Origin of the sequence: Haloferax volcanii DS2, from assembly GCF_000025685.1 — an archaeon.
Lineage (GTDB): Archaea > Halobacteriota > Halobacteria > Halobacteriales > Haloferacaceae > Haloferax > Haloferax volcanii.
Genome location: NC_013966.1, coordinates 578784 through 603491, shown reverse-complemented (window position 1 = coordinate 603491; position 24708 = coordinate 578784). Strand labels below are relative to the sequence as shown.

23 protein-coding genes are annotated in these 24708 nt (G+C 66.8%); 9 read left to right on the top strand and 14 right to left on the bottom strand.

Annotation, left to right across the window (positions count from 1 at the left end; all coding sequences use genetic code 11):
* Window positions 1-296: 296 nt before the first annotated feature.
* Window positions 297-575: a PadR family transcriptional regulator gene (locus HVO_RS04530; RefSeq protein WP_004040955.1), complete on the bottom strand. Its 279-nt coding sequence runs from the start codon at window positions 573-575 to the stop codon at window positions 297-299.
* A 347-nt stretch (window positions 576-922) separates the two neighbouring features.
* On the opposite strand from HVO_RS04530, the gene HVO_RS04525 reads away from it, so the two are divergent.
* From HVO_RS04525 to HVO_RS04505, 5 genes are all read left to right on the top strand, one after another.
* Window positions 923-1456: a DUF7344 domain-containing protein gene (locus HVO_RS04525; RefSeq protein WP_013035093.1), complete on the top strand. Its 534-nt coding sequence runs from the start codon at window positions 923-925 to the stop codon at window positions 1454-1456.
* Between the two features lie 471 nt (window positions 1457-1927).
* Entirely contained in the window at window positions 1928-2578 is a 651-nt protein-coding gene (locus HVO_RS04520; protein ID WP_004040953.1) for a DUF7344 domain-containing protein, read from the top strand.
* A gap of 473 nt (window positions 2579-3051) precedes the next feature.
* Complete coding sequence (locus HVO_RS04515) at window positions 3052-4221, top strand: sugar phosphate nucleotidyltransferase (RefSeq protein WP_004040952.1); 1170 nt, start codon at window positions 3052-3054, stop codon at window positions 4219-4221.
* Window positions 4221-6038, top strand: a complete 1818-nt coding sequence (gene glmS, locus HVO_RS04510; RefSeq protein ID WP_004040951.1) for a glutamine--fructose-6-phosphate transaminase (isomerizing) — start codon at window positions 4221-4223, stop codon at window positions 6036-6038. Before HVO_RS04515 ends, glmS begins: the two co-directional genes overlap by 1 nt.
* Window positions 6039-6245: 207 nt before the next feature.
* Window positions 6246-6806 (top strand): helix-turn-helix domain-containing protein, encoded by a 561-nt coding sequence (locus HVO_RS04505; protein WP_004040950.1) that lies wholly within the window; start codon window positions 6246-6248, stop codon window positions 6804-6806.
* Window positions 6807-6850: 44 nt separating this feature from the next.
* Here the strand turns inward: HVO_RS04505 and HVO_RS04500 are convergent, their stop codons facing one another.
* Entirely contained in the window at window positions 6851-7084 is a 234-nt protein-coding gene (locus HVO_RS04500) for a hypothetical protein (protein ID WP_004040949.1), read from the bottom strand.
* 157 nt (window positions 7085-7241) lie between these two features.
* On the opposite strand from HVO_RS04500, the gene HVO_RS04495 reads away from it, so the two are divergent.
* From HVO_RS04495 to HVO_RS04485, 3 genes are all read left to right on the top strand, one after another.
* Complete coding sequence (locus HVO_RS04495) at window positions 7242-8003, top strand: DICT sensory domain-containing protein (protein ID WP_004040948.1); 762 nt, start codon at window positions 7242-7244, stop codon at window positions 8001-8003.
* A gap of 99 nt (window positions 8004-8102) precedes the next feature.
* Window positions 8103-8459: a hypothetical protein gene (locus HVO_RS04490; RefSeq protein WP_004040947.1), complete on the top strand. Its 357-nt coding sequence runs from the start codon at window positions 8103-8105 to the stop codon at window positions 8457-8459.
* Between the two features lie 161 nt (window positions 8460-8620).
* Window positions 8621-8989 carry a winged helix-turn-helix transcriptional regulator gene (locus HVO_RS04485; protein WP_004040946.1) on the top strand — a complete coding sequence of 123 codons (369 nt, stop codon included), beginning with the start codon at window positions 8621-8623 and terminating at the stop codon, window positions 8987-8989.
* A gap of 18 nt (window positions 8990-9007) precedes the next feature.
* Here the strand turns inward: HVO_RS04485 and HVO_RS04480 are convergent, their stop codons facing one another.
* The 3 genes from HVO_RS04480 to glmU all read right to left on the bottom strand — a co-directional run bounded on the left by HVO_RS04480 (window position 9008) and on the right by glmU (window position 12388).
* The gene (locus HVO_RS04480; RefSeq protein ID WP_004040945.1) at window positions 9008-9451 is read right to left on the bottom strand and encodes an Rrf2 family transcriptional regulator; all 444 of its coding nucleotides are present in this window, start codon (window positions 9449-9451) and stop codon (window positions 9008-9010) included.
* 215 nt (window positions 9452-9666) lie between these two features.
* Window positions 9667-11052, bottom strand: a complete 1386-nt coding sequence (locus HVO_RS04475) for a response regulator (protein ID WP_004040944.1) — start codon at window positions 11050-11052, stop codon at window positions 9667-9669.
* Between the two features lie 100 nt (window positions 11053-11152).
* Complete coding sequence (gene glmU / locus HVO_RS04470) at window positions 11153-12388, bottom strand: bifunctional sugar-1-phosphate nucleotidylyltransferase/acetyltransferase (RefSeq protein ID WP_004040943.1); 1236 nt, start codon at window positions 12386-12388, stop codon at window positions 11153-11155.
* 418 nt (window positions 12389-12806) lie between these two features.
* Between glmU and HVO_RS04465 the strand changes: the two genes are divergently transcribed.
* Window positions 12807-13895, top strand: a complete 1089-nt coding sequence (locus tag HVO_RS04465) for a guanosine monophosphate reductase (protein ID WP_013035138.1) — start codon at window positions 12807-12809, stop codon at window positions 13893-13895.
* Window positions 13896-14561: 666 nt separating this feature from the next.
* Here HVO_RS04465 and HVO_RS04460 read toward each other — a convergent pair.
* The 9 genes from HVO_RS04460 to HVO_RS04420 form a co-directional block, all read right to left on the bottom strand.
* The gene (locus HVO_RS04460) at window positions 14562-15332 is read right to left on the bottom strand and encodes an IclR family transcriptional regulator (RefSeq protein WP_004040941.1); all 771 of its coding nucleotides are present in this window, start codon (window positions 15330-15332) and stop codon (window positions 14562-14564) included.
* Between the two features lie 69 nt (window positions 15333-15401).
* Entirely contained in the window at window positions 15402-16775 is a 1374-nt protein-coding gene (locus HVO_RS04455) for an MmgE/PrpD family protein (RefSeq protein WP_004040940.1), read from the bottom strand.
* A gap of 41 nt (window positions 16776-16816) precedes the next feature.
* Window positions 16817-18145 carry an MmgE/PrpD family protein gene (locus tag HVO_RS04450; RefSeq protein WP_004040939.1) on the bottom strand — a complete coding sequence of 443 codons (1329 nt, stop codon included), beginning with the start codon at window positions 18143-18145 and terminating at the stop codon, window positions 16817-16819.
* Between the two features lies 1 nt (window position 18146).
* Window positions 18147-18851 carry an ABC transporter ATP-binding protein gene (locus HVO_RS04445; protein WP_004040938.1) on the bottom strand — a complete coding sequence of 235 codons (705 nt, stop codon included), beginning with the start codon at window positions 18849-18851 and terminating at the stop codon, window positions 18147-18149.
* Window positions 18844-19635, bottom strand: a complete 792-nt coding sequence (locus tag HVO_RS04440) for an ABC transporter ATP-binding protein (RefSeq protein ID WP_004040937.1) — start codon at window positions 19633-19635, stop codon at window positions 18844-18846. Before HVO_RS04440 ends, HVO_RS04445 begins: the two co-directional genes overlap by 8 nt.
* Window positions 19635-20711 (bottom strand): branched-chain amino acid ABC transporter permease, encoded by a 1077-nt coding sequence (locus HVO_RS04435; RefSeq protein ID WP_004040936.1) that lies wholly within the window; start codon window positions 20709-20711, stop codon window positions 19635-19637. The genes HVO_RS04440 and HVO_RS04435 overlap by 1 nt, the downstream gene beginning before the upstream one ends.
* Entirely contained in the window at window positions 20708-21673 is a 966-nt protein-coding gene (locus HVO_RS04430; RefSeq protein WP_004040935.1) for a branched-chain amino acid ABC transporter permease, read from the bottom strand. Before HVO_RS04430 ends, HVO_RS04435 begins: the two co-directional genes overlap by 4 nt.
* Window positions 21674-21767: 94 nt before the next feature.
* Window positions 21768-23075, bottom strand: a complete 1308-nt coding sequence (locus tag HVO_RS04425) for an ABC transporter substrate-binding protein (protein ID WP_004040934.1) — start codon at window positions 23073-23075, stop codon at window positions 21768-21770.
* Between the two features lie 164 nt (window positions 23076-23239).
* Window positions 23240-24673: an FAD-dependent oxidoreductase gene (locus HVO_RS04420; RefSeq protein WP_004040933.1), complete on the bottom strand. Its 1434-nt coding sequence runs from the start codon at window positions 24671-24673 to the stop codon at window positions 23240-23242.
* Between the last annotated feature and the right edge of the window lie 35 nt (window positions 24674-24708).

Sequence of the window (24708 nt, the reverse complement as noted above, 5' to 3'; positions counted from 1 at the left end):
GCCACGTCTCGTTCTCCGCTCAGACTCCGGTCGGGTCGGCCGGGGCGGCTCGGCGTCGAGCATCGTCGGATGCGGTCGCGCTCGGTGTGGGTTCGGTGCGGTCGGACGGAGTCAGCGCTCGGTGCGGTCGCTCGAGTCGAACCGGCGGCGAAAGGAGGTGGGGGCCAAACGAGACCGCGAGGACCGATACGGCCACCAGCGACGAGCCGTTCTCGTCTTCGGTTTCTTCCGGGGCGAGCGTCCCACTCGCGCCCACGGGCGCTCGAACGGACGGTTCTTCTGTCTACGAGCGTGCGCTATCCGAGGAACCCGACGCGTCGGTTTTCCCAGTCTCGGCGTTGGACGATGGACTCGCGTCCTTTCTCGGACATCTCGTAGAAGTTCGTCCGACGGTCGTGTTGTCCCTTGTTGACGTACCCCTGTTCGACGAGGGCGTCGAGGTTCGGGTAGAGCCGACCGTGATTCACCTCCCCGACGTCCTTGCTGATCATCTCTTTAATCTCCTGCCCGGACGGGCGCTCTGCGCCGGCGATCACGTACAGCAGGTCGCGCTGGAAGCCAGTCAGTTCGAACATGTAGTCTCGAATCTAAGTATCGCCGCCATCGGGTATTGTTAGCCACCTCTATACTGGACAATTGGGTTCCTTACCGCCGTTGTCGCGAGTTTGCTCCCGTTTCGGCGCGAGGTTTTTTCTCTGAATCCGCGAGGTGTGTACTCGTCTCTGAGACCGCAATTACTCCCTCTCGCTGACGGTCTGCGCCCCGATAACAATCGCGTGAAGATGAGCTTAATACGCGGGAGGGACCGACTCGGTGCCTCCCGGAAACGTCACGATAACAAAGGTCGGGTGTGGTGTAGTACGACCCAACCGGGTCGGGTCCCCCTTTCGCACCGCGTGCGGGACCACCCCCGCACACGACGATGACAACACTATCAAAAGACGAGCTATTCCGCATCCTCAGCAACTCCCGGCGGAGGCAGATTCTCCACTTCCTCCATCGGGCGGGCGAGGCGATTTCGCTGAAGGAACTCGCAGCGATGGTCGCTGCTCGGGAGAACGGAACGGCGATCGAAGACGTGACCGACGAAGAGCGACAGCGCGTGTATATCTCGCTGTACCAGACGCATCTCCCGAAACTCGAGAGCGCCGGTCTGGTCGATTACGACGAGGAGGAGCGCTCTGTCGAACTCGTTCCGAACGTCGCCAAGCGGGGGTTCTTCTGGATGCAGTCCGGCGTGAGCGAGTCGTGGAGTCGGTACTACGCGCTGCTCGGCGCGCTCAGTTGGGCGCTCATTCTCGGTCTGTGGGCGGGGCTCCCCGGATTCGCGCTCGTCTCGTGGAGCGCCGTCGCGGTGTTCGTCTCCGCGGCGCTCCTCGTGTTGGTGCTCGCGCACTATCTCTCGGAACGGAACGGGGGAACTTCGGCCGACGCCTTCGAGGCGCTCGTGGAATAACCGTCGAATAAACCTGTCTTGTCGCGGCTCCCGAGAGGGCCGTCGCCAACCGCACACGTATTCTCAGTCGATGCTACTGCCGAACCGTCGTGCTCGTGTGACTAACTGACAGTACGAATCTATTTCCTCATCTAGAAACGACGCTCGCCATCCAAAAACGGGATACGCGGTCGTCTTCTGGTCGGATTCTATTACTGTTGGATGTATTGAAAGTCTGAGTTGGTATAGATTGTTACAACCACTTTACTTGCAGATTTTGAACCCTAACAGTCGGAGAAATCAGAGTGTGGGATTGTCAGACAAGTATATATGCTCGTTTAACCTATTAGTTCACTGACCCTCTGTATCTGGGGCGCGCTTGGTGGGGCGCATCCAAAGGTTGTGGTCTGTGCTAACGTCTCGTGGTCACCCCCTCTCGACCGACCACGACACACGGTAGCACCCGACTACACAGTGGGGGAGGAAGGAACAATGGTTACCGATTCACTGCAAGCCGACACCGACGTTGTTGACCAGACGGCGAACGAACGACTCGCGGAGACGACTGGTGGGTCTCACGCGGCCGCAGCACAGCAGCAACAACCCGAAATCGAAGCGCTCTCGAAGGATATCGTCTTCGAGATTCTGAAGAACCAGCGCCGGCGCGACGCGCTCCGGTACCTCAAGGAAAACGACGGCGAAGCGAAGCTCGGCGACATGGCCGAGTTCATCGCCGCGAAGGAAAACGGCATCGAGATAAAGGCGCTGTCGTCGAGCCAACGCAAGCGCGTGTACATCGGTCTGTACCAGTGTCACCTGCCGAAGATGGACTCGGCGGGCATCGTCGACTTCGAGAAGAACCGCGGTGACATCACGCTTCTCGACACCGCGAAACAGCTCGACCAGTACCTCGACGGCGACATCGTCAGCACCGACGCCGACGACGAGCAGTCGGCGTCGCTCGCCGCGTCGCCCAAGCGGAACCTCGCTATCGCCGCCGGCGTGGCCGCGACCGTCTCCGGCGGACTGCTCGGCGTCCCCGGACTCGAACAGGTCCCGGCCGCCGGCTGGGCCGTGTTGAGCACCGCGACGCTCATGGCCGTCACCGCGATGGAGTCGTACAAGGACCGCCTCGACCTCTGAGTGGGTCAGTCCTCATCGCGTCCGCGACGATACCGATTTCGAACGACTGCACCCGGATTTTACTTCGCTCCGCTTTCGAACAGCCGCGGCGCTCGGCCCGCCTCTTTCCGTTTCCCTCCCCGCTGTCTGCCCTCCTTTTTCCTCCTCCCGCCGAATCAGCTCTCCCCGGCTCCCCCACCGCTGTCAGCTCTCACTCCGCGGGTGCGATTCGCAGTCCATGCGACCGACGCGGCGGCTTCGTCGCGACGCGACACTGTCGGTGGGACACCCTCCGATTAGGCGCGTCCGAACCGTCTGCCCTGCCGATTTCGGACTGTGGCCTCCGCTTGCAACAGTCTCACACGCGACCCTAACGCGAGACCGGTTCGGGGAACTCGCTGTATAACAATCCCCGTCGCGGTCCCTGTTGCTTTCATGACTCGCACACCGTCACGGTCACGTTCTGAACGCCCGTCGCTCGCGGGAGGTCACGCATGAACGGCCGTCTCACCGAGGCGGTCGTCCTCGCGGCCGGCGAGGGGCGGCGGCTCCGTCCGCTCACCACCTTCCAGCCGAAGCCGATGCTCCCGGTCGCAAACCGGCCGGTCGTCGAGTACGTCCTCGACGCGCTGTTCGAGTCGGGCATCGAGCGCGTCGTCGTCGTCGTCGGCCACCGCGCCGACCGCATCCAGTCGCACCTCTCTGCGACGTACCCCGACGCGGACATCGAGTTCGTCCACCAGGACACCCGGCTCGGAAGCGGGCATGCGCTCCTCCTCGCCGAGGAGCTCGTCACCGGCCCGTTCGTCGTCTGCAACGGCGACAACGTCGTCGACGCCGACATCGTCTTGAAGGCGCTCGAACGCTTCTCGACGACCGACTCGGTGGCGACCATCGCGGTCGCCGAGTCCGACACGCCCGAGGAGTACGGCGTCGTCGTCGAGGACAACGGTCGCATCGCTGACATCGACGAACACGCCGTCGACAGCGAGGGCTATCTCGTCAACGCGGGCGTCTACGTCTTCGACGACGCCGTCTTCGAGGCGCTCCGGCGCACCCCGCCGCACGACGGCGAGACGCGGCTTCCCGACGTGATTCACTACCTCGACGGGCACGTCACGTCCGTCCTCGTCAACGGCGGCTGGCTCGACCCCTCCCACCCGTGGGGGCTCCTCTCCGTGACCGAGACGCTCCTCGCGCGCAGACACGACGACGCGGTCGCCGCGTCGGCGCGGGTCCACGAGCGCGCGCTCCTCGGCGACCACGTCGTCGTCGGCGACGACTGCGACGTGGGGCCGGGCGCGGTCGTCAGCGGTGGCTCGTGCCTCCAGAACAACGTCTCCGTCGGCGCGAACAGCGTCATCGAGCGCTCCATTCTCTCGACCGACGCGCGGGTCGGCGCGGGCGTCGTCCTCCGCGACTCCGTCGTCGGCCCCGGCGCGACCGTCGGCGACGGCGTCGTCTCGCCCGGCGGCCGCGCCGATGTCATCCTCGAAGGCAGGCTCTACACCGACCGCCGTCTCGGCAGCATCATCGGCGACCGCGCCGAGGTCGGCGCGAACGTGACGCTCACGGCGGGCAGTCGCGTCGGCGCGGAGGCCGTCGTCGGCCCCGGAACGGTCTTACACGGTGACGTTCGCGAGCGTGTGGAGGTGACTCACTGATGTGCGGAATCACCGCCTGCATCGGCGCGGACAACTCCGTGGACTCGCTCGTCGACGGGCTCCAGCGGCTGGAGTACCGCGGCTACGACTCGGCCGGCATCGCCGTGAAAAACGGCTCGGGCATCTCGCTGACGAAACGCGTCGGCGAGGTCTCCGAGCTCGTCGCGGCCGTCGAGCAGAACCCAATCGCCGGCGACTACGGCATCGGCCACACCCGCTGGGCGACCCACGGTGGCGTCACCGACGGCAACGCTCACCCGCACACCGACGAGTCGGGCGGTATCGCCGTCGTCCACAACGGTATCATCTCGAACTTCCAATCGCTCCGGAGCGACCTCGAAGCCCGCGGCCACGTCTTCAGCAGCGAGACCGACACCGAGGTCATCCCGCACCTCATCGAGGAGAACCTCCGCGACGGCGCGACTCCCGAGGAGGCGTTCCGTGCCGCGGTCGGCAGCCTCTCGGGTAGCTACGCCATCGCGGCCATCATCGGCGACGAGGAGGCCATCTTCGCGACTCGCTCGGGGTCGCCGCTCGTCCTCGGCGTCGGCGACGGCGAGTACTACCTCGCCAGCGACGTGCCCGCGTTCATCCAGCACACGGCGCGCGTCGTCTACCTCCACGACGGCGACTTCGTCGTCACTCGCTCGGGCGGCTACGAAATCACGGACTCGGCCGGCCGCGCGGTCGACCGCCCCGTCGAACACGTCGAGTGGGACCCCGAGACGGCGACGAAGGGCGGTTACGAGCACTACATGTACAAGGAGATTCACGAGCAGCCCGGCGCGCTCCGGCGGACCACCCAGAGCCGGCTGAACACCCACGCCGGCGGCGTCGAACTCGAGGAGTTCCCGCCGGAGTCGTTCGCCGACGTGAAGCAGGTCCACCTCCTCGCGATGGGCACCTCGCACCACGCCGGAATGTACGCGGCGTCGCTCCTCAACTCCCGCGGCATCCCCGCGTACGCGTTCATGGCGGGCGAGTACTCGGTCATCAAGCCGCCGGTGACGCCCGACACGCTCGTCGTCGCGGTCAGCCAGTCCGGTGAGACCGCCGATACCCTCGACGCCGTGCGCCGCGCCCGCGCCGCCGGCGCGCGGACCCTCGCGGTCACGAACGTCGTCGGCTCGTCGATAACCCGCGAGTGCGACGACGAACTGCTCATCCGCGCGGGTCCCGAAATCGGCGTCGCGGCCACCAAGACGTTCTCGTCGCAGGTGACGGCGCTGACGCTCCTCACCGAGCGCATCGTCGAGGACGTGACCGGCGCGAAGTCGCCCGAAGCGCGCGACCTGATGGAGGCGCTGTCGCGGCTCCCCGGGGACGTACAGGAGGTGCTCGACACCTCGATGGCCCGCGAAATCGCCATCGAGTACGAGGGCAGCGACGCGTACTTCTTCATCGGCCGCGGGGCCGCCCACCCCGTCGCCCTCGAAGGCGCGCTGAAGTTCAAGGAGATATCCTACGAACACGCCGAGGGGTTCGCCGCCTCCGAACTCAAACACGGCCCGCTGGCGCTCGTCACGCCGCTGTCGCCGGTGTTCGCTATCTTCACGGGCCACGAGGACGAGGCGACGCTGAGCAACGTCAAGGAGGTCCAGGCCCGCGGCGCGCCCGTCATCGCCATCACGAGCGACCGGTCGGGCGAGGTGACCGAGTTCGCCGACCACGTGCTCCGGATTCCGGACACGCACCCCGACATCGCCGGCGTCCTCGCCAACGTCCAACTCCAACTCGTCGCGTACCACGCGGCTGACCTGCTCGAACGGCCCATCGACAAGCCGCGTAACCTCGCCAAGTGCGTCACCGTCGAGTGAGCCGTGAGCGAGCGGTGAGGAGGTGTGCGGTCGTGGCGGGTCTCACCGCCGCGTTCCGACGTTTCGAACCCATTAATTCGCCGCAGTCGTTCGGTTTCGGTCCTCGACCGCTGTTTTCAGAGATTCGAGACCGTTCGTGGATAAGCGAAGGTTATCTCGATTGTAGGCACTGATTACATATTACCTGCCCGCGTCAGGTAACATGCGATGACCCGACGCGACCTCGTGGACGACGTTCTGTCGGCTTCTGACGAGCCTCCCGGCCCACTGACCGACGAGAGCGACGCCGCGGCGGCGGCCGACGAGACCGATATCACCCCGGAGTCGTCCGACGACGACCTCCTCGACGCGCTCGGAGACGACGTTTCCCGGAGCGTGCTGTTGGCGTGCAACCGCGCGCCGATGACCGCCGAGGAGCTGGCCGAGAGCTGCGAGGTCTCCGAATCGACAATCTACCGCCGGCTGGAGACGCTTTCGAGCCTCGGCTTGGTCGAACGGACTCAGCGAGTCGACGCGCCGAGCAAGACGTGTTACGAGACGGCCGTCGACGGCCTCTCGATTCACCTCGGCGACGGTCTCCGCGTCGAGGCGGGGTCGAGCAACTACGTCGTCGACGCGATGCGCACGCTTCTGGCCGCCATCGACGTCCAGCAGCTCGCGTACGACCGCGAGCAAAACAGCGTTGACGTTCGGTTTCGACTGGTTCCGACCCTGCTCGACTCGCTGGTCGAACTGTACGTCAGAGACACGGATTCGCGCGAGAAGTAGTCCGCCGGCCGCCGAGTCCGCGTCGCTCGCCGCGACGAGCGACCCTATCGCCGCCACGACCCGTCGACCTCGCCGAGGACGAGCGCGAGCGCGTCCCTCGCGCGGCCGACCGCGATGAGTTGGCGGGCGGCCGCCGCGGTGACCGGACCGATGGACTGCGAGGCTTCGAGTCCGGCGACGATGTCGGGGACCTCGGCGGCGAACCACGGGCCGTCGCCCGTCCCGCGTTCGTCGTCGACTTCCGCGGGGGTCCGAGAACGGGGCGCGTCGGAAATCATACTGAACGTACACGCTTGTGGGGCATAGTTAGGACGCTGTTCTCTCCCGGTAACGACTTCCTTCCGGGCGAGTCGACCGGTTTCGCGTCCCGACTCGCCGGTCTCGCATACCATATTATTGCAAAGAATGATAACCCGTTGTAGCGTTCTCCCGGTAATGTCTCTCAGCGAACTCATCTCCGGCGTCGCCGCCTCGGAACGAACGCTGACGGTGTTCAATCCGACGCCAGGCGTCGTCGGGCGACTCGCCGAGCATTTCGCGGATCGAAACGTCTCGGTGGTGTCTGCGAGTTCCGACGAGGGTCCGTCGAACTACGCGGTGCTGGGTACCGGCGACGAGTTCCACACGGCCGTCTCGGTCGACGACCTCCTCGCGCACCCCGAGGACGTCGAACCGGGGTTCGAACGCGACTCGTACGCGCCGATTCTCGACCACCTCGACGAGACGCTGTTTACCTCCTACGACCGGCAGCAGATGCTCAACGCCACCCGCGAAATCGAGGACCGCGCGTGGCGCGTCGGCGCGGGCGAACTCCACTCGGGCTTCCAGTCGGGCGGGAACCTCCGCCCGCAACTCGAAACGTACCGCCGCCTCGGCGGCCGCGACGACCTCTCGGTCCACGCGTACATCTACCCGAACGGCGAGGTCCCGCAGGCCGACCAGTTCCAACTCCATCTCGCGCGCTCCGACGAAATTCGGCGCTCCTGGTTCGTCGCCTACGACGGCAACGGCGTCGGAGACTACAAATGCGCGCTCGTCGCCGAGGAGACCGAACCGGGATTCGGCTTTACCGGCTTCTGGACGTACGACCCCCCGACGGTCGACTACATCGTCAACCACCTCGTCTCGTCGTACTCGATTATCGAATCCGATGGCTCTGGCGACGACGCGGACGACGGCTACCAGCTGACCGCTTGACTGAGTTCCCGTCGGTAGCCGAGTGCTCCACGGAACCCCGAAAATCAATTCGGAGAACCGGACGCGAATACTTAGGAGCGCCCGCTCGGAATCGGGCGTATGGTTGACGGAATTCTCCTCGACGCCTCGCACCTGAAAGGCAAAGTCAAGGGCGGTCGCGCCGGGGCCGAAATCGCCGGGATGAGCTACGTCGGCTACGAACTCGCGGTCACGGAGCGGAGCATCCACGTCTACGGCGACCACTGTAACGCCGATATCCAAGACGAGGAGTACCGCTACCTCGTCATCCCGCTCGATTCGGTCCGGGGAATCGAGTTGAAGGACCTGTCGGACCGGGGCCGCTGCGTACAGATTCACGGGCCGGACGACGGCGTGACGCTCTACTCGGAGAATCAATCGAGCCTCTCGAAGAACCTCAAGCGCGTGTTTCTCCTCCTCTCGCGGCTGCTCGCCTGAGCGACCCGGTCGGCTGGTCGGCAGCCAACCGGTCGTCGGTCGGTGATGGGTCAGTCGGAAGCCAGCCGGCCGGTCTGTCGGTCCGGAGCCGAATCAGGTAACGTTTCGAAAGCAGGTGTACTAATCGAACTGCTAAAGAGGGTCGAAGTCGATGTGGGGATATGGCCACGGATATGACCCTCGACGACGCCCCCTGCCCCATCATCGACTCGCTGAAACAAATCGGGTCGCAGTGGCGTCTCATCGTCCTCCACGACCTCCAAGACGGTGAAAAGCGGTTCAACGAGCTGAAGCGTTCGACCGGCGCGAGCTCGCGGACGCTCTCTCGCGTCCTCGACGACTTGCAGGAACACGGCTTCGTTGACCGCCGGATGGAAGAGGACGCGCCGGTGGCGACGTACTACTCGCTGACCGACAAGGGCGTCTCGCTGTGCCCGGTGTTCGACGAGATACAGGAGTGGGCCACCGAGTGGCTCGACGCCGAGCGCGAGGAGTCGGCCGAGGGTGAGACGGTGCAGTCGACGGCCTGAACCGCGCTCCACGCCGCGCTACGCTTCGAGCGGGTCGCCGTCCGCCGTCTCGACGATTTCCGCGTGGACGTCCGCGACGGTGACCGAGTCGAGTTCGTCGAGCATCGCCTGAATCGCCGGTTCGAGCAGTTCGCCGAGCACCGGCTGGATGTGTTCGCCGACGGTGCACTCGTCGTTCGGTTCGTTCGTGTGGAAACAGAACGGCTCGGCGTCCTCCACCGCCTCGTAGATGTCGCGAAGCGTGATGGCGTCCGGCTCGTGGGCCAGCGTGAAGCCGCCGGTCGGGCCGCGCTTGGAATCGACGAGGTCCGCCTCCCGAAGCGAACACAGGAGCTGCCGGATGACCACCGGATTCGTGTTGACGCTCCACGCGAGACGGTCGGAAGACAGCCGCTCGTCGCTCCGCACCGCCAAGTTAGTCAGCACGTGCGTCGCGACGACGAATCGGCTGCTGTTCGACATACACGTTCTTTGGAGCTACGGGCATTTTAGATTTCACGGTGCTGCGCCGATTTCGCCGGGTTCGTCGCGGAACCGACGTTTTTCAACTCCCCGTCTCGACTCGGGGACCCGATATTCGACTTCGACGACGAGAACTGACCGAATGGAAGCTTCGAATCGTCGAAGCGGAGACTCGGGGTGGTGCTGTCGGCCGGTCGCTCAGCGCGACGGCCGATTCAGCCCTCGTCTCGTCCCGGTCGCGTCTCGTCTGTGCCGTCCTCGTCGGCGCTCGTCGGGAGCGCGTCGACGTCGGTCGCTCGCATGAGCGCGATGACCACGTTGTCAGCGACCTCAGCGGCGAACCGCCGCTCGTCGCTCCGCCACCGTCGCGGCTCGCCGACGTGTTCGTGACAGACGACGCCGACGACTTCGCCGCCCGACCTGACCGTCGCGTCGAGCAGCGACGTGATGCCCCTCTGTTCGAGGTAGCCGCCCCGAAGCTCTGCGGTCGCGGGGTCGGTCCGAACGTCGTCGACGCCGAGCGACCGATTCGTCTCCAGCGCCGCGAAGTACGACGGGTAGTTCGAGGCTGTCAGCGTCGTCCCGGCGTTGTGCTCGCCCGACGACCGGTCGTACTGGTCGACACAGCGGAGCGTCTCGGCGTCGTCGAACAGCCAGACGCTCGCGCGCTCGACGTCCAACACCGTCGCCATCGTCTCGGTGATTCGCGGCAGCGCGTCCTCGAACGAGCCCGCGATGACCGTCTCGTCGGTCGCGAGGTCGATGAGCGCCCGCTGTTGGCGCTCCCGTCGCTCCCGCTCGCGGTAGGCCTCGGTCACGTCGCGGAACACGGCGACGACGCCCTCGACCGGCCCGTCGTCGGTCCTGATGGGCGACATGCTGTCTTCGATGTAGCGCTCGTCGCCGTCGCTCGTCACGAGTTTCGTTCCCGCGGCGAGTTCGACCGCCCCGTCCGCGTCGGAGACGCGTCGCACCGGGTCGATGCGCTCGCCGGTCGCGCCGTCGACGAGGTGGAGCACGTCCGAAAGCTGCTCGCCGACGGCGGCCTCGGCGTCGTAGCCGGTTATCTCCTCGGCGGTCCGGTTCAGTTGGACGACCGTCCCGTCGGCGTCGGTGGCGACGACGCCCTCGGCGATGGAGTCGAGGGTGACGCGGAGATACGCCTCGCGCTCGCGGAGTCGCCGTTCCGCGCGCCGGTGTTCCGTGATGCGGACGAGCGTCTGCCGGAGGACGCCGTACTGCGCCGTCGGGTCGCCGCCCTTCTGGAGGTAGCTGTCCGCCCCGAGGTTCAGCGCCTCGATGGCGACCTCCTCGCGGCTCCGTCCGGTGAAGATGACGAAGGGAATGCCGGAGTCGCGCCCGTCGCGGAGCTCCAACAGCAGTTCGAGTCCAGACATCTCGGGCATCTGATAGTCGGAGACGACCGCGTCGAACGACTCCGATTCAAGGAGTCGCCGCGCCCGCCGCGGCGAGTCGGTCGTCTCGACCTCGATACCGTCGTCCGCCGATTCGAGAAACCGCTTCGTCAGCGCCAACAGCCCCTCGTCGTCATCGACGTAGAGCACGCGTATCGCCGACAACTCCCCCTCGATTACGTCCATGCGTTGTGGCTGTTGTTCGACGGTCTGTCTGATAACTGTTTGGCAGATTAACTGTCATTCAATTGTCAAAAAATCCGACGCGTGTTCGTTCACGCCTCGCTCACTCGTCTCTCCCGTTCGTCTCGTCCACAGTCTCTCGCTCGTCGATGCGGTCGTAGAGGACGGACTCGCCGGGTTTGACCGTGCCGCCGGTCGGGATTCTGACGCCCGCGTTCAGCGAGGCGTTGATGCCGGTTTTCACCTCGTCGCCGAGGACGACGCCGTACTTCCGGCGACCCGAGGAGACGAGTTCGCCCTTGAGCATCTGCCGGACGGCTTCGCCGTCGTGGCGGAGGTTCGCCACCTTCGTCCCCGCGCCGAAGTTCACGTCGCGGCCGAGGAGGCTGTCACCGACGTACGAGAGGTGGCCGACCGTCACGCCCGCCATCAGAACGCTGTTTTTCACTTCGACGGCGTGGCCGACCTTGGCGTGTTCGCCGACGAGCGTGTGCCCACGGACGTAGGCGTTCGGGCCGACCGTGGCCCCGCTGCGGACGAGGACGGGTCCCTCGATGACCACGCCCGAGCGGACCGTCGCGCCCTCCTCGACGACGACCGGCCCGTCGAGTTCGGCGCGCTCGGACACGTCGCCATCGAGTCGCGGGTCGAGTTCGTCGAGTTTCCACTCGTTGGCTTCGAGGAGTTCCCACGGCCGCCCCACGTCGAGCCAGCGGTCGAAGGCGACGCCGCGCACGTCGTAAGCCTCGCAGGTCGCCGCGAGTACGTCGGTCAGTTCGAGTTCGCCCCGGTCGCTCTCGGCCACGTCGAGCCAGTCGTGGGCTTCGGCGGGGAAGACGTACGCGCCGGCGTTGACGAGGTCCGACGGCGGGTCGGCGGGCTTCTCGACGACGCCGGTGACGAAGCCCTCGTCGTCGGTGTCGAGGACACCGTAGGAACTCGGGTCGTCGACGCGGAACGACCCGACCGCGGGCGTCCCCTCGTACAGCGTCGAAAGCGACGGCACGTCGTACAGCGCGTCGCCGTTGAGCACGACGAACGGCTCGTCGGGGTCGAGATGGGGGGCCGCGGCGCGGACCGCGTCGGCCGTCCCGCGCTGTTCCGACTGGACGGCGAACTCGACGGGGACGCCCCCGCGCTCGTCACCGAAGTAGTCGCGCACGTCTGCGGCCTCGTAGCCGACGACGAGCGTGATGTCCGTCGCGCCGGCCGCGACGGCGGCGTCGGCGGTGTGCGCGACCAGCGGCCGGTCGGCCACGGGGAGCATGGGCTTGGGTCGGCGGTCCGTGAGCGGACGCATCCGGGTGCCGCGGCCGGCGGCGAGAATGACTGTCTGCATACCCTCCTAAGGGACTGCGCGGAAGAAATGTCTTCGGTCGGAGAAGTACTGAGGCGGGGACCAATCGCGACGTTGTGGGTTGCCTCTGATCCACCTACCGATACCGACTCGAGGTGGCACGGCCGGCACGGCAACTATCCGTCAATATCAGCCTACCAAAACGCTTGCGAACTCCGCGCCGGATTCGAGTCCGGTAGCTCGCTCTCGCGCGGTGCGGTCGCTCGCGGACGGTTCGAACCACACGGCCCGCGAACGGCGACTGTGTTGGGGTTACGATGGGTCGGAGATTCGCACGAGACGCGGCGCCGTGTGTTAGTAAACGGACGAACGCCAGCGTGTAATAGTTTCGTTCCGCGGCGACGCGAACCGCGTTCGTCGGCGTTATGACCCTCGCACCCTTCGGCTGTGGAGGGTTACGATGGAGATTCGCACAGGACTCTCTTACGGAGACGTATTGCTGGTTCCGCAGCGCTCCCCGGTCGACAGCCGGAGCGACGTGGACCTCTCGACCAACGTGACGCCCGACTTGCGCCTCGACACGCCGCTCGTCAGCGCGGCCATGGACACCGTCACCGAAGCTGAACTCGCGGGGACGCTCTCTGGTCTCGGCGGCCTCGGCGTCGTCCACCGCTTCCTCGACGTGGACGAGCAGGCCGAACAGGTCCGCCGCGTCGCCGAGGCGGGCGGGACCGTCGCGGGCGCGGTCGGCATCAACGAGGACTACCTCGACCGGACCGAGGCGCTCCTCGACGCCGGCGCGGACGCGATTGTGATGGACATCGCCCACGGCCACATGGAGCTGTGTCTCGACGCCGTCGAACGGATTCGAGACGAGTTCGACCCCGAAATCGTCGCGGGCAACGTCGTCACGCCGGCGGCGGTCGAGGACCTCTGGGAGGCCGGCGCGGGCTGCGTGAAAGTCGGCGTCGGGCCTGGGTCGCACTGCACGACCCGCGAGGTCGCGGGCGCGGGCTACCCGCAGCTCACGGCCGTCTCGGAGTGCGCCGAGCGGGCGCACGACCTCGGTATCCACGTCATGGCAGACGGGGGGATTCGGACCTCCGGCGACGCCGCGAAGGCGCTCATGGCCGGCGCGGACACCGTCATGATGGGCAGTTTCTTCGCCGGGACCGACGAGGCACCGGGCCGGGTCGTCGAGGTCGACGGCAAGACGTACAAGCGCTCCCGCGGGATGGCCTCCACGGAGGCCGCAGACGACCGCGAGGACAAACAGAGCGACGTGGACGCCGGCGAGGGCGTCGAGGCGCTCACGCCCTACAAGGGACCGGTCGAACCGCTCGTCGAGGAGTTCCTCGGCGGGATTCGCTCCGGCGTGAGCTACTGCGGCGGTCACACGCTCGCGGACGCTCGCGAGAAGGCCTCCTTCGTCCGCGTCGCGGCGAGCGCGAAGGAGCGCGAGGGCGCACACGGCGTCGTCTTCGCCGAGGGTCCCGTCGAGGTCGACGAGGAGGCCGAACGCGAGTTGCAGGCCCCGATGGCCGACTGACTCGCTCCACGGCCGGCGACCGGGACACGCGCGGTCCCCGCCCAGCCGACCGCTTCGAGCGGCGGCGCTCTCGACCCCGCGGCGTCCACTCTCGGCAGTCGCCGGAGCCGAACCGGACACAACAATTTCCCCCGATATATCTGCATATATATTTATTCACTTATTCATCCGTCTACCCATGACTGGCCGCGTGGCGAAGCGAATCGAACGGACGTTCAGCGTCTAATATACGGGGATGAACCAGTGATGCTGTCGTGGACTCAATGCCACAATAACGCCGTTTGAAGGTCGTCTGTGGCGATTATCTCAGGTTAACGAACATGATTCTTCCGTCGGTCTCAGTCGTGTTGCTACGGTTGACTGGCCCGCTCTTCTCGCGTTTTTGATGCCCGCGGTGAGAAGAATTATCAACGTTTATGCTGTACTCGTTTTTCTTATATGTCTGCCGGAAGTGACTCGCCTCGAAGCCACCGCCTCGCGAGATAGTCGCCCCGTATTACGAATGTCGGAGCCGGCTCTCTCGGAAGTGCGTTACAAGCGTATGTGTGTAATTTGATTCCGCGCTCGGTCGACTCGGTCTCCGGACACCGGATGTCGAGCACGTCAACCGTCAAATATCGCACGAAATACAGCACAGCCGAACGGACGTTCGCCACTGCGAGACGATTACGAGTACGTCGCGCGGATGCCGATGACGCGGGCGGCCTGCGTCACCATTTCCGGGACCTCCGTGTGGTACCACTCGCCTTTCATCCGGGTGGTCGGGCCGGAGACGCTAATCGCGCCGAGGATGGTTTCGTCGTCGGAGAGAATCGGCGCGCCGACCGCCCGCATGCCGGTGATGCGCTCTTCGTCGTTGAAGGCGTAGCCGCGCTCGCGAATCGTCGCCAACTCGGCTTCGAGGGCGTCGCGGTCGTCTATCGTCTTCGTCGTCAGGCGCGTCAGTTCGCCGTCGAGTATCTCGTTTCGACGCTCCTCGTCGCAGAACGCGAGGTAGGACTTGCCGACCGACGTGGTGTGGAGGTCGACGGTCGTCCCGATGTGCGAGTCGGTCTGGAGGCCCTGCTCGGATTTCACCTGATAGATGTAGACGCCGCGGCCGTTCTCCTCGACCATCACCTGTCCGCGCTCGCCGACGGCCTCGACGAGGTCGTCCATCTCGCCGATAGAGGCGTGGTACAGCGCGTGTCGCGTCCGGGCGTGGTCGCCGAGGTCGAGGAACTTCAGGCCCAGCGCGTACTCGTCGCCCTGCCTGACGACGTACCCGAGTTCCGCGAGCGTCTTGAGGTGGTTGTGAGCCGTGCTCTTCGAGATGCCGAGGCCGTTCGCAATCTCCGACACCCCGCTCGCGTCGTGGTCTCTGATGTGTTCGACGATGCCGAACGAGGTTTTCGTAGCGCCGATTGTTCCCGCCGCGTCGTTTCCGTCCGTGTTCATAGTTATCACTAATCGAGTGCGGTAATAATTGTTACCGTCTCGTTCGGACTGAACGAACGAGTGTTCGGTTTATCGCCGCGTCAGCGCGGCGACGGTCTCGCGGACCGGGTTCGCCCCGACCGACGAGAGCGCGTCGAGCGCCGCATCCGCGGCGTCCTCACCGAGACCGAACGCGAGCAACGCGCGGTTGCGCGCGGTGAGGTCGGACTCCGACAGCGGGTCGCGGGAGTCGCCGCGGGGGTACTCGCGCTCGCCGACGTAGCGGCTCCCGTCGCGGGCGGTCACTTCGACGCGCGCGCCCCAGTCGTCGGGGAAGGCCCGCTCGAACGCCTCGTCGGCGTGGAGGTGGACGCGCTCCGAGAGCGCCTGTACGGCCTCGTCGTCGAGCGCGTCGTCGAGGAAGTCGTCGAGTTCGACGCGCCCGTCCGCGACCCAGCGGGCGAGGACGTACGGCGTCGAGAACTTCGCCGCGGTGAGCGTCTCGGGCCGCGCGTGGCTCATATCGACGCCGTTTCGGTAGGTGTACACGTCGATTCGGTCCACGTCGTCGGGCGCGAGGTCGTCCGCGCCGGCGTCCCGAAGCGCGTCGAGCGGGGTGTGGGTGTAGCGACACGACGGGTACGGCTTCTGGTAGGCCTCGGTGAGCCACCAGTCGTCGCCGAGCGAGTCGAACAGCGCGGCGAACTCGCCGTCCGCGAGGAGCGTCTCGAACGGGTCGTAGACGGCCTCCATCGCCGCGGGCGACCCGCGGAGGCCGACGGCGGTCAGCGTCGCGGCGCTCACGCCGGCCTGCGCGGAGAAGCCGGCGGTGACGTTCCGCGACGGCGCGCCCTCCGCGAAGGGGTCGTGCATGGAGACGACCGCGAGGTTCAGCGCGGTGCGAACCGTCTCGCGCACCTCGTCGGGCGACTGCCCCGCGCAGACGGCGGCGGTCAGCGCCGGGCCGAGCGTCGTCCACGTCGAGTGCGGGTCGCGGACGAGCCACGGTATCGCCTCGTTCATCCGCGCCTTCATGGCGAAGATGGCGTACTCGAAGCGCGCGCAGAGTTCGTACGAGCGGACGCAGGCCTCGACGAACGTCTCGCCGTCGACGTCGTTGGCCTCGGCGACGCCGACCGCGCCCGCGACGATGCTCGCGCCCACGTGGCCGCCGCGGTTGTGGCCCTCCTCTATCTCCTGTGTTATCGCCGCCGTCGCGTTCAACAGCGCCGCCTGCGACGGGTCGACCCGGCGGTCGGTCCCGAGGACGGACGCCGGGCCGTCGGCCAGTTTCGCGTCGCGGAAGACGCCCGCGTGTTGGGGCGCGGCCGCTCCCGCGACGGTCGCCGCGAGTACGTCCGCGACGATTCGCTCGCCGTCCGCGCGCACGTCGTCGGGGAATTCGTCGGTCAGAAAGCCGTACAGTTGTCGTTCCCAGTCTCTGACTGGCTCGTGTGAAATCATGGTTTCAGTGGTCTCAGTGGTCTCAGTGAGTGTCGGGGTGCTCAGGCCCGAGTGAGGGCGCAGAGCACGCGGGGTGCGGCGGGCTCGGTCGCCGCGGTCCAGAGGCCGTCGACGCCGCCGTCACCGATGACGGGCGCGACGAGTCGGTCGAACTTCGCTCGGAGTTCCGATTCGGTGACGGGGTCGTGTTCGCCGCCCCGGGCGGCGCGCACCTCGCGGGCGTACCGCTCGCCATCGGCCGTCTCGACGGTGACGCGCGCGCCGCGCTCGTCTGGTGCGCGGGCCGCGAACTCCTCGGTGGCGACCACGTCCACGCGCCGGGCGAACCCGAGCGCGGTCTTCGTCAGCGCCTCGTCGGTGAACGCCTCCTTGCCGGTCTCGCCGGTCGTCAGCGCCGAGGCGACGGCGAAGGGAACCGAGAACTTCGCCTGCAAGGCGTTCTGTGGTGCCGGCTCCGACAGCGCCGCCGCGGCGGGGTACGTCTCGACGGTGACGGCGTCGATGTCGGCCGCGCCGACGCCCGTCTCCTCGACGAGGAGCGCCGCGGCGTCGAGGGCGGCGTGGGTGTAGCGGCAGGCCGCGTGGACCTTGAAGTAGCCGCGCTCGATTTCCCAGCGCTCGCCGAGGCCGTCCGCGAGGGCGCTCCGGTCGGGGCCGTCCGCGGCGACGGGTTCGAGGTGTCGGGCCACGCCGTCGTCGAGGCCGGTGAACCCCGATTCGGCTTGGTCGACCGCGAGCAGCCCCGAGAGGTTGCTCATCCCGACGTAGCCGTTTCTGACGGTCGCGCCCTCGGTGGCCGCCTCGAACCGGGTGTGTTGGGCGTAGTTCGCCGCGATTCGCATCGCGTCGAGCGTCGTCTCGGCGTCGAGGCCGCGGAGTCGGGCGACGGCCGCGGCGGTCCCGACGCCGCCCCACACGCCGTGCGGGTGGAGACCGTCCGCGAGCGGGACCACCGTCTCGGCGGCGCGGACCGCCGCCTCGTAGCCGGCGACGAACGCCGTCAGGAACTCGTCGCCGCTGCGGTAGGCTGACTCGCCGTCCGCGAGGAGCGCGGGCAGGACGTGAATCGCCGGGTGACCGGCCGCGAAGCGGTGGCCCTCGTCGAGTTCGAGGACGCTCCCGGCGGCCGCGTTGACGAACGCGGCGCGGTACGCGGTGGTCCGCTCGCCCGCGGTTCCCATGACGGTCGATTCGCCGCCGTTCTCGTCGGCCCAGCGGCGCGCTAACGCGGCGACCGCGGGGTCCGACGCGCCGCCCAGCACCGCCCCGATGGTGTCGGCGACGACGAGGGACGCGCGGTTTGCGACCGACCCGGGAAGGTCGGCCCGGTCGAGGTCGGAAACGAACGACGCGAGCGCTTCGTCGGCCATCTCACACCCCGAGGTACGCCTCGACGACGCCCTCGTCTTCGAGGAGTTGGTCGCCGTCGGCGGTCATGCTGATACGGCCGTTCTCCATGACGTAGCCGCGGTCGGCCAGCTTGAGCGTCTGCTGGACGTTCTGTTCGACCATGAGCACCGTCATGCCCTGCGCGTGGATGTCCTCGATGACGTCGAACACCTCTTGGACGAGGTGCGGCGCGAGACCGATAGACGGCTCGTCGAGGATGAGCAGGTCGGGTTCGCCCATGAGCGCACGAGCGAGGGTCAGCATCTGCTGTTCTCCGCCGGACATGGTGCCGGCGCGCTGGTTTTTGCGCTCCGCGAGCCGGGGGAACAGCTCCAGCATCTCGTCGAGGTTCTCCTCGCGGTGCGCCTTCGCCTCCTCGGTCTGCGCGCCGAGAAGCAGGTTGTCGATGACGGTCATGTTGGTGAACAGGTCGCGGTTCTCCGGGACCTGCACGATGCCGCGCTCGACGATTTCGTGGGACGCCTTCGAGTGAATCGCCTCGTCGCGGTAGGTTATCTCGCCGTGACTCGGTGAGAGGATGCCGCAGATGGTGCGCATCGTCGTGGTCTTGCCCGCGCCGTTCGAGCCGATGAGCGCGACGATTTCGCCCTCGTCGACGTGCATGTCGACGCCGTGGAGCACCTCGATGTCGTCGTAGCCGGCGCGGACGCCGCGCAGTTCAAGCATCGACGTCGAACCCCCCGATGTAGGCCTCGATGACGCGGTCGTCTTCGACCACCGTCTCGGGCGCGCCGAAGGCGATGCCCTTCCCCTGGTCAAGCACTTTCACGTAGTCCGAGATGTTCATGATGGCTTTCATGTCGTGTTCGATGATGAGGAGGCTCGTCCCGCGCTCGCGGAGTTGGCGGAACAGGTCGAGCATCTGGTTCGACTCCGACGGGGTGAGACCCGCCATAATCTCGTCGAGAAGCAGGATTTCCGGCCGCGTCGAGACGGCGCGGGCGAGTTCGAGGCGCTTCTGTGCGCCCACGGTGAGTTCGCCCGCCTCCTCCTCGGCCTTGTCCGCGAGCCCGACGAATTCGAGGTTCTCCATGGCGATTTCGCGCGCCTCGCTCCGGCGGCGCGTGTGGATGTGCGCGCCGACCATCGCGTTTTCGACGACGGTCAGCTCCTCCAGCGGACGCGTGATTTGGAACGTCCGCGCCAGCCCCGCCCGCGCGATTTTGTGCGCCGGGAGGCCGGAGATGACCTCGCCGTCGAGTCTGACGGTCCCGCTCGTCGGCGGGAACGCCCCGCTGATGCAGTTGAACAGCGTGGTCTTGCCCGCGCCGTTCGGCCCGATGAGGCCGATAATCTCGCCGCGGTTGACGGTCATGTCCACGTCGTCGAGCGCTTGCAGGCCGGAGAAGCGCTTGCCGACGCCCTCGACCGACAGAATCCGCTCGCCGTCGCGGTCAATGTCGGCGTCCGGGTCGTCGACGCTCTGCGCGTTCGTCTCGTCTGCCGACATCACTCGCTCACCTCCTCGTCGCCGCGGACGCGGGTCCAGAGGGCGCGCGCCTGACTCGGCCAACTGACGACGCCGCGCGGCGAGTAGATGACGATGGCCACGAGGAACGCGCCGTAGATGATGCGGTCGAGGCCGTTGATGTCGGAGAACGTCGTCCGCGCGATTTCGCTGACCGGCGTGACGATGAACGAGCCGACGATGGGGCCCAAAAGCGTTCCCGGGCCGCCGACGACGGCGGGGAGGAGCAGTTCGACGTTCTTGAACAGCGCGAACACGGTGTCGGGGCGGATGGTGTTGAAGTACATCGACCAGTAGGCACCGCCGAGGGCGGTGAAGAAGGCGCTGACGGCGACGCCGATGAGCTTGTACCGGAAGCTCGGCACGCCGACGCTGGCGGCGGCCCGCTCGTCCTCGCGGATGGCGAAGAAGTACAGCCCGACCCACGAGTTCTTGATGACCCACGAGACGAGCGTCACGACGAGCAGGAAGCCGACGATGAGGTAGTAGTACGGCAGGTCGTTCTGGAACTGGAAGGCGACGAGGCCGTACTCCGCGCCGTAGTCGCGCGGGAACGGCTTGAAGTAGCCGTTGGCCCCGCGGAGCTCCGACATGTTGGTGACGACGAAGCGGAGCAGTTCCGCGAACGCCAGCGTCGCCAGCGCGAAGTAGTGGCCTTGTAGGTTGAAGCGGAACGACAGCGCGCCGATGACGAGGCCGTACCCCGCCGCGATCACGCCGCCGACGAGCATGCCGACCCACGGGTTCACCGCGAAATCGACGACGAGCGCCTGCGTGGCGTACGCGCCGACGCCGAAGAACGCCGCGTGCCCGAACGAGAACTGCCCGGTGTAGCCGGACATGATGTTCCACGCCTGCGCCGTGTAGGCGTAGATGACCGTGAGGATGAGCACTTTCAGGCTCAACAGCGCCGCGAGTTCCATCCCGGCGACGTCGATTTCGATAATCGTCGGGAGCGCCGCGAGCAGGCCGAACAGCCCGACGCCCTTCACCAGCGGGGCGTACCGCTGGTCGTCGAACGTCCGGTAGCGGTCGCGGACGGACTCGATTGCGCTCACGCCTCAGCACCTCCGAAGAGGCCCTCGGGCTTGACGAGGAGCGTCCCGATGAAAAGCAGGAAGATGAGCACCTGCGCGGTGGTCCCGGGGAGGTAGTAGCCCCCGAACACCTGAATCATCCCGACGATGAGGCCGCCGACGAACGCGCCGGGGAACGACCCGAGGCCGCCGAGGATGACGATGACGAAGGCGTTGATGAGGTACGTCTCGCCCGTGAAGGGGTCGAACCGCTGGAACAGCGCGATGGAGCCGCCGGCCACGCCGGCCAACGCCGCGCCGATGCCGAAGGTGAGGTAGTTGATTCGGCGGACGTTGATGCCGACGTAGCGCGCGCCGTCGCGGTTGTCGGCCGTGCCGCGAATCTTCCGGCCGAGGTCGGTCCGGTTCAGGAACGCCCGCACGGCGAGCATCGTCCCGAGCGCGATGACGAGCGCGTAGAACTGTCCGAGCGGGATGAACACGTCGCCGACCTGCACCGACCCGAGCGACAGTTCGACCTGCTGGGGGTCGGGCGTGAACACGATTTCGATGGCCGACTGGATGATGAAAAGGACGCCCAGCGTGGCGATGAGCTGGTTCTGCTGGGGGGCCTCGATGATGGGTTCGACCGTGAGTATGTGGACGACCACCCCGAGGGCGAACAGCACCGCGGCGGCGATGGGTATGCCGAGAAACGGGCTGATGCCGGCCGTCTCGGAGACCAACCACACCGAATACATCCCGACGACGAGGAAGATGCCGTGGGCGAAGTTGATGACGTCCATCACGCCGAATATCATCGTCAGCCCCAGCGCCGTCAGCGCGTAGACGCCCCCGAGCAGGAGGCCGAACGCGATCAGCTGCAGGAGGACGGGCTCCAGATTGGTGATGTCGGTCAGGAACTGTGCGAACGGGTCGATGAATCGGCCGAGGCCACCGCCCTGGAGCGGCAGCGGCGCGACCGATGTGACTAGGTGTCCCATGCGGTTTCTACGCTCGGGAATTGTTGGCAACCCCCATAAAAGGTGGCTATCTTTCGAGACGGTTCGTTGACGTGACGGCGGTCGCGGGTCGCGGTTAGACCTGCGGTTCGGCCTCCGCGTACTCCTCGGGGTAGACCACTCTGACCGAGAGGTCCTGGACCTGGTTCACCGGCCCGAGCGCGTTGACGTTCTCGCCTTGGTCGTCGAACTCGATTGCGCCCATCGCGGAGATGTGGTCCTCGTAGCTGAGCCCCATGAGCGCCTCGTTGATGTCGTCGGGGTCGACGCTGCCGGCCTCTTCGACCGCCTGAATGATGACCTCGGCCGCGGTGTAGGACATCCCGACCGACGCCGAGAACTCCTGGTCGTAGTTGTCGAGGAACTGCGAGCGCACCTCGGCGGTCTTGTCGACCGTCGGGTTCAGCGCGTAGTTGTTGTCCAGCACGCCGTTCGCGAACTCACCGATGTCGCTGACGGCGTCGTCGTCGGTGAACGTCGCGGACGCCGAGGCGGTCAGGTACGGCGGCCGGTAGTCCTGGTCCTGTAACGCCTGTGCGAGCAGGACGCCGCCGGCGACGTACGTCGTGGCGATGATGGTGTCGGGGTCGGCGCTCCGGAGCCGCGACACCTGCGTGTTGGCGTTCGACGCGCCGAACTCGATGGCCGTCTCCTCGACGATTTCGACGTTCTGCTCGGGGAGGAACTCGCGGAGGCTGTCGCGAATCGCCTGCCCGTAGCTGTTGTTGATGTAGAACAGCCCCGCCGTGTCGATGGTGCCGCCGTCGTCGCGGATGACCGACGGCACGAGGTCCGCGTAGTCGCTCGCCAATCGGCGCGCCGGGGGTTGGGGCCGGTAGACGTAGTTGAAGTCGCGGCCTTGCAGGATGTTGTCCGCCGCCGCGATTGAGATGACGAACGGGACACCCTGTCGCTCCGCGACCTGCGTCGCCGCCGTCGTCACCGGCGAGGAGTAACAGCCGGTGAGGACGTCCGCGCCCTCGCTGAGCAGTTCCTCGCTGACCTGTCCGCCGAGCTCCTGTGCGCCCTGGTTGTCGCCCTCGATGACGGTCACTTCCGCGCCGTCGAGCGACTCGATGCCGCCCTCCTCGTTTTTCCGCATCGCGGCGAGTTTGATGGCGTTGCTCATCCCGACGCCCGTCGCGGCGAGACTGCCCGAAAGCGGGTGGTTCGACCCGATGACGACCTCGTCGACGGACTGTTCGGGCGTCCCCGTCGCGGTGCCCGTCTCGCCGCCGGACTCGCCCGAGTCGCCGCCCGACCCGCCGCCGTTTCCGGCGTCGTCGCTCGCACAGCCGGCCAGTGTCAGTGCCGCGACGCTCGCGCCCGTTGCTTTGAGGAAGCGTCGCCTGTTGCTCGTCGAAGACTTGAGAGTCTTACCCATGGCAATCGGTATCGAGGTTAGTGCCTACTGTAATAAATCCTCCCGTACTCGTGTTGTCACGTTCTGTGGATATTCCTGCAACGAATCAAGTACGGGTCGGCAAATTGAGTCGAAAACGAGTCGTTTCGATTGTTCTACTCCGGGGCCGTGACCCCGCCGCGGCGTCAGTCGAGCGATTCGCGGGCGTGAATGCCGGCGAGGCGGCCGTAGCCGAGCGCGGTCGTCAGCCCGTTGCCGGAGAGATAGCCGCCCGCTCCGTGGCCGCTGATGCCGCAGGCGGTGCCGCCCCCGGCGTAGAGGTTCTCCACCGTGCTCCCGTCGGTTCGGAGGACGCGCCCGTGTTCGTCGACGACGAGGCCGCCCTGCGTGTGGAAGAGCGCGCCGGTGACTTTGGCCCCGTAGAAGGGCGCTTCCAGCGGGCTCGCGCCGTCGACGCGACCGACTTCGTCCGGCTCGCCCGCCGCGGCCGCCTCGTTGTAGGCGGCGACCGTCTCCGCGGCGGCCTCGCCGTCGGCACCGAGTCGCTCCGCGAGGGCCGCGACCGAGTCGGCGGTGTGGTAGGTCCCCCGCTCGATGGCGTCGTCGAAGTCCTCGAACTGCCCGCGGAGCTTCTCGAAGATGCGTTCGTCGAACAACTGAATCGCCTGCTCGCCGGGCTGTTTGAGCACCGAGATGGCGAACTCGCTGTACCCCGCGGACTCGTCGCCGAAGCGCTCGCCGTCTCGGTTCACGAGGATGCCCCCGTTCATCGTGACCGCGTAGGTCGACAGCACGCCCGTCTGGCTCGCCACCGTCGCGTGGCCCTGATAGGCGTCCATGCAGGCGAGTTCGCCGCCGAACTCCGCGCCGAAGCGGACGCCGTCGCCGGTGTTGCCGTCCGCGCCGAAGTACAGCGCCCGCTCGACGTCCTCCTCGCAGTAGTCGGTGACCATCTCGCGGTTGCCGGCGAAGCCGTCGGTGGCGAGGATGACCTTCTCGGCTTCGATGGCCTCGTCGTGGCCGAGGCCGGCGACGACGCCCCGAACCGCGCCGTCCTCCGCGACCAGTCGCTTCACGGGCGCGTTCGTCAGGAGTTCGATGTTCGGCGTCGACTCGACGCGCTCGACCAGTTCGGCGACGAGGTTCTCGCCGTTTCGGCCCTCCGGGGCGTGCATCCGGTACTCGGAGTGCTTGGGATACTTGAAGTCGTCCACGATGTGGAGCGTGATGTCCCAGTCGTCGACGAGCCAGTGGATGAGGTTCGCGCTCTCCTCGCAGAGGTACTGGACGCGCTCCTCGTCGGCCTCGTAGTCGTTTTTCTCCAAGATGTCTCGGGCCATGTCCGCGGGCGTCTCCTCGATGCCGACCTCGCGCTGGAGGCGCGTCCCCGCCGCGGGGACCATCCCCGTCGACAGCGACGTGTTGCCGCCGCACTCGGGCGCTTTCTCCAGCACCGTCACGCGAACGTCGGGGTTCTCGCTGGCCGCGAGCGCGGCGACGAGGCCGGTTCCCCCGCCGCCTGCGACGAGTACGTCCGTGTCGATGTCCCACTCGATGTCGTCGACCGAGACGACTTCGGCGACGCCGTCGCTCGGCGTCCGCCGGGCTAGTTCGTCCATGCACTCTGCTAGGTAGACTCTATCGTAAAACTACC

Excerpts from the sequence above, each read along its gene's own strand:
- HVO_RS04430 (WP_004040935.1), bottom strand. The coding sequence starts at position 21,673 with ATGGGACACCTAGTCACATCGGTCGCGCCGCTGCCGCTCCAGGGCGGT.
- HVO_RS04500 (WP_004040949.1), bottom strand. The coding sequence starts at position 7,084 with ATGATTTCCGACGCGCCCCGTTCTCGGACCCCCGCGGAAGTCGACGAC.
- HVO_RS04455 (WP_004040940.1), bottom strand. The coding sequence starts at position 16,775 with ATGATTTCACACGAGCCAGTCAGAGACTGGGAACGACAACTGTACGGC.
- glmS (WP_004040951.1), top strand. The coding sequence starts at position 4,221 with ATGTGCGGAATCACCGCCTGCATCGGCGCGGACAACTCCGTGGACTCG.
- HVO_RS04530 (WP_004040955.1), bottom strand. The coding sequence starts at position 575 with ATGTTCGAACTGACTGGCTTCCAGCGCGACCTGCTGTACGTGATCGCC.
- HVO_RS04465 (WP_013035138.1), top strand. The coding sequence starts at position 12,807 with ATGGAGATTCGCACAGGACTCTCTTACGGAGACGTATTGCTGGTTCCG.
- HVO_RS04490 (WP_004040947.1), top strand. The coding sequence starts at position 8,103 with ATGGTTGACGGAATTCTCCTCGACGCCTCGCACCTGAAAGGCAAAGTC.
- HVO_RS04485 (WP_004040946.1), top strand. The coding sequence starts at position 8,621 with ATGGCCACGGATATGACCCTCGACGACGCCCCCTGCCCCATCATCGAC.
- HVO_RS04495 (WP_004040948.1), top strand. The coding sequence starts at position 7,242 with ATGTCTCTCAGCGAACTCATCTCCGGCGTCGCCGCCTCGGAACGAACG.
- HVO_RS04520 (WP_004040953.1), top strand. The coding sequence starts at position 1,928 with ATGGTTACCGATTCACTGCAAGCCGACACCGACGTTGTTGACCAGACG.
- HVO_RS04425 (WP_004040934.1), bottom strand. The coding sequence starts at position 23,075 with ATGGGTAAGACTCTCAAGTCTTCGACGAGCAACAGGCGACGCTTCCTC.
- HVO_RS04515 (WP_004040952.1), top strand. The coding sequence starts at position 3,052 with ATGAACGGCCGTCTCACCGAGGCGGTCGTCCTCGCGGCCGGCGAGGGG.
- HVO_RS04480 (WP_004040945.1), bottom strand. The coding sequence starts at position 9,451 with ATGTCGAACAGCAGCCGATTCGTCGTCGCGACGCACGTGCTGACTAAC.
- HVO_RS04505 (WP_004040950.1), top strand. The coding sequence starts at position 6,246 with ATGACCCGACGCGACCTCGTGGACGACGTTCTGTCGGCTTCTGACGAG.
- HVO_RS04440 (WP_004040937.1), bottom strand. The coding sequence starts at position 19,635 with ATGTCGGCAGACGAGACGAACGCGCAGAGCGTCGACGACCCGGACGCC.
- glmU (WP_004040943.1), bottom strand. The coding sequence starts at position 12,388 with ATGCAGACAGTCATTCTCGCCGCCGGCCGCGGCACCCGGATGCGTCCG.
- HVO_RS04445 (WP_004040938.1), bottom strand. The coding sequence starts at position 18,851 with ATGCTTGAACTGCGCGGCGTCCGCGCCGGCTACGACGACATCGAGGTG.
- HVO_RS04525 (WP_013035093.1), top strand. The coding sequence starts at position 923 with ATGACAACACTATCAAAAGACGAGCTATTCCGCATCCTCAGCAACTCC.
- HVO_RS04450 (WP_004040939.1), bottom strand. The coding sequence starts at position 18,145 with ATGGCCGACGAAGCGCTCGCGTCGTTCGTTTCCGACCTCGACCGGGCC.
- HVO_RS04420 (WP_004040933.1), bottom strand. The coding sequence starts at position 24,673 with ATGGACGAACTAGCCCGGCGGACGCCGAGCGACGGCGTCGCCGAAGTC.
- HVO_RS04475 (WP_004040944.1), bottom strand. The coding sequence starts at position 11,052 with ATGGACGTAATCGAGGGGGAGTTGTCGGCGATACGCGTGCTCTACGTC.
- HVO_RS04460 (WP_004040941.1), bottom strand. The coding sequence starts at position 15,332 with ATGAACACGGACGGAAACGACGCGGCGGGAACAATCGGCGCTACGAAA.